The organism is Pseudomonas sp. AGC41 (assembly GCF_057334555.1).
The window spans coordinates 1-3,602 of record NZ_JBHFJB010000149.1 but is presented as its reverse complement, the minus strand read 5'-3'; the positions used below and the strand labels follow the sequence as shown (position 1 = coordinate 3,602).

The following is a 3,602-nucleotide window of genomic DNA, read 5'->3' as shown; positions in this document are numbered from 1 at the left end:
CCAGATCGCCACATGCGGTTCCTGCAGGTAGCGCAAGTATTGATGCTCGCGGGTGTTGTTGCCCGCGCGGTCGTAGAACCATTGCAGTTTGCAGGCGGCGTTTTCCGCCAGCAGCAGATTGCCATTGCCGTCATAGGCGAAGGTTTCGGTCTGCCACTCCAGACCGTCCTTGTGCCCGGCATGACGGGCGATCAGGCGGCCCATCGGGTCGTACTCAAACTCGTTGACGCGATCGCCATCGAGGCGGCGCGTCGGTTGATTGCTGCCGTGGTCGTAGAGGTAGTGGGTGGTTTGCTGGTCGAAGCCGGTTTCCTTGAGCAGGCGCCCGGCGGGGTCGTATTTGAAGCGGGCGCTGCTGTTGTTTTCGTTGCGCAGTTCGATCAGTTGACCGAGGCGGTCCCAGCGGTAGTCGAGGGTGGTGTCGTTGGCGTCCTGGCGCTGTTGGATCAGCCCGGCTTCGTTGTAGTGCCAGGTGGTGCGCTGGCGCAGGGCGTCGGTGTGGGTGAGCAAACGGCCTTCGGCGTCGCGCTCGAAGAGTTCTTCGGTTTTGTCGGGGTGGATCAGTCGCACCAGTTGCCCGGCGCGGTATTCGTAACTGGTGACGTGGCCTTCGGCATCGGTGAAGCGGCTGAGCTGGCCCAGTGCATCGTAGTGCCACTGACTGATTTTGCCCGAGCAGTCGGTGTAGCGGATCAGTTGGCCGTCAGCGTTGTAGGCCAGTTGTTTGGCACCACCGTTGGCATCGGTGATGAGCACGGGCAGGTTGTCGCTGTTGTAGGTGTACTGGGTCGTGTTCTCCAGCGGGTCGATGGTTTCGATGATGTTGCCGCGTTGATCGTAGTCGTATCGCCACAGGCCGCCTTCGGCGTCGCGGGTTTTGAAGAGCTGATCCTGATCATCGTAGGCGTGATGAACGCTGCTGCCGTCGGGGCGGGTGTGCTGGAGCAGGTTGCCGCGATCATCGTAGGCGTAGCTGTCGGTACTACCGTCTGTATGTATATGACGGACAACATTCTTGGCATCGTCGCGGTAGAACCACTCCTCATTGCCGTCGGGGTAGATGATGCGATAGGTGTAGCCGAGGATGTCGTAGTAGTACCAAGTCTCCTGGCCCAACGCGTCGGTCACGTAGGTCAGGCGGATGTTCTCGTCCCACTCCAGGCGGGTGTCGTAGCTGCCGTCGTCGGCCCATTCGCGTGTGGCCTTGGCGTCGGCGGCTTCGCCTTGCCATTGCAGGTTGATGCCGCGCCCGGTGCGGTCGGTGTAGCGGGTGATCAGGTGGTGCTTATATTCGTAGTTCCATTGCGCAGCGTATTCGTCACGGGCGGCGATCAGGTCACCGTGCTCGTGGTAGTCGTAGTCGTAGCCGGCCAGTTGACGTTGGGGCTGGCCTTCGTGCATTAGCCACAGGGCATTGATACGACCGTGTTCGTCGAGCTCGCTATGGATATGGTGGTGTGCGGTGTCGTCCTGATAAGTCACCAGATCTGACAGCACGGCTCGGCCTGCGTGTTGGTGCTCGTAGTGAAGGGCGATGCGGGCGCCACCCCGCAAGGTCATGCCGCTGAGCAGATAGCAATCACCGTGCTTTTGAAACGTTTCCTGGCTGTCGTGGCCACGTACGACCACCAGCGTGTTGGCCGTGGTGCGAATCAGTAGCACCCCTTCGATCGGGTTGTAGTGGTGCTTGCTGATCTCAAGATCTGGGTAACGCTGGCTGCGCCCGTCGTAACCGTGGTAGCTCAGGTCGTCTTCATGTTGGTCGATGCGGATCGAGAACGGCGTGATCCAGCGCGCGCCAAGGCTTCCCTGATCAAACGCCGCAAGGCTGGAGCGATAGGTACGTGTCCACTCGATCGGGAAGGGGCCAGGTAGGGAAAAATCGGTGTGTTCCAGTGTTTCACTGCCGGTGGCGAAACTGATACTGCGGCGAGTCGCTGAGGGGACGGCAAGATTGCAGTCTTTACAGCGATTGGGATCATTGGCGGCTTTGCGCTCGTTTGAGCGAGTAACCTGTGCGCCCTGGCCGTGACTGGCTTGAGCGCGGTTGACCTGATTGCTTGATGCATTGGCCGAGTGAGCACTGCGGCGCTTGCGGGACGCCAGTGCACTGACCAACTCCATGATCAGGTTGCCGATACTGCCGATTCTTTTCGGGTCCCCTAACCCTTGTACTTTTTGCGCCACCGCCAAGCCGATCCTGTCGGCGGCACTGGCGACGGTGAGCAATTTCTGGCAAACGTCTTTGGACAACAGCCTGTCATCGATCACGAACTGGGCGGCTATGCCCACCACCGGGCCGAAGAAAAAAGAGCCGATCTTGGCTTTGTTGGCCAGCGCCTGCTGGCCTTGCTCACTGGCAATACTTCTGAGCATACGGGCGAAAGCGGCGCAGGCTTTTCTGATTTCTGCGGCGATTTTTGTGAGCAGTTCGCTGAGACGCGCTTGGATGGCGTTGGCAAAATCCTCCAGGGCGCCGCGAGTTTTGTCGTTAAGGTTCTCTTCCAATGCACTGAGCATGGCCGTCGAAATGGCGGGTAGACCATTGCGCCTGACCGCTGAAAGCGTGGTGCGCACCGCCAGCCGTGCCGGGCCGACACCGGGAAAGGAGATCAGGCCGACGACGTTGACGCCAAAGCTGACCCAGGTCAGGAAGTCATTCTGGTCACCGTCGATCAGGGTGAGCAGGTCGCCGATGGCATCAATGGCGGCGAAAACGGTGCCGACACCCGGAATCACCGAACCTGCGGTCTGTACGGCATTCCAGCCCACGGCGTCATCGGTAAGTTTACGCAGCCATTGATCGAGCTTTTCCTTGCCCGCGTCGATGTCGTGTTTTGACGTGGTGTTGAGCGGACCAGTGGCCGATTGGGGCGGGCGCGGTGTCGCTGCGGTCATTGTGTTTTCTCCGAGAGCTTGCGTGGCAATCCGAGCCTCTCGGCGTTTTTCACAAGTGACTGAGGTAACTGGGAGGCAAGCGCGGTCGTAGCGTCTGGCATTGGTACGGCCTTTTTCAGCAGGTCGGTAGCCAGGCTCGTTGGTGTTTGTTTGGTGGCGTTGAGCACCTTGTCCAGCAGTGCTTGTGCCGGCAGTGGTCGGGAGGCTTCAACAGTGCCTGCTTCTATCTGCTCATGCGGACCGGGAAAGCCGGCATCGGTCCAGACATCGACCGGGTCTTTGCTGAAAAGCACTTTGGCCGGGCCTGGCGCGACGCCGGCCACTGCTGCAAAGCCATTCGCATCCAGCGTCCCCTTGATGATCTTGCCCAGGGCATCCTCCACCTGGTACTCGCCTCCCTTAAAGGTGACCCCGTTGGCGTACTGTTGAAACAGCTCCAAATTCCCTTTCCCCGCCTTCGGCTCCTCGGGAAACGCCGCCGCCTGGCTCTTCGCTCCCTTGTAAAAAAAGTCCGTGGCATGCGCCGTGTACAACCCACTGGTGACATGGGTAATCCCACCCGCGTTGTAGGTGGTGCTACTCCCCGCCGCCTGAATCACGATCTCTTCCTTGGCACTCAAGGTGATGCGCTCAGCCGTCACGGTGACCTTGAGTTTGGCCAGCAGGTTGATGTTGTCTTTCAGCGCCCGGATGTCGATATCCCC

At 59.9% G+C, this 3,602-nt stretch carries 2 protein-coding genes; both read right to left on the bottom strand.

The genetic code is table 11. From position 1 onward, the window contains the following. The coding region (locus tag ACE04F_RS24610; RefSeq protein ID WP_486110301.1) for a DUF6531 domain-containing protein at nucleotides 1-2,898 on the bottom strand (2,898 nt) is incomplete at its 3' end. After that, a partial coding sequence (locus tag ACE04F_RS24605; RefSeq protein ID WP_486110300.1) for a DUF2345 domain-containing protein occupies nucleotides 2,895-3,602 on the bottom strand: 708 nt, incomplete at its 5' end. The genes ACE04F_RS24610 and ACE04F_RS24605, both read right to left, overlap by 4 nt.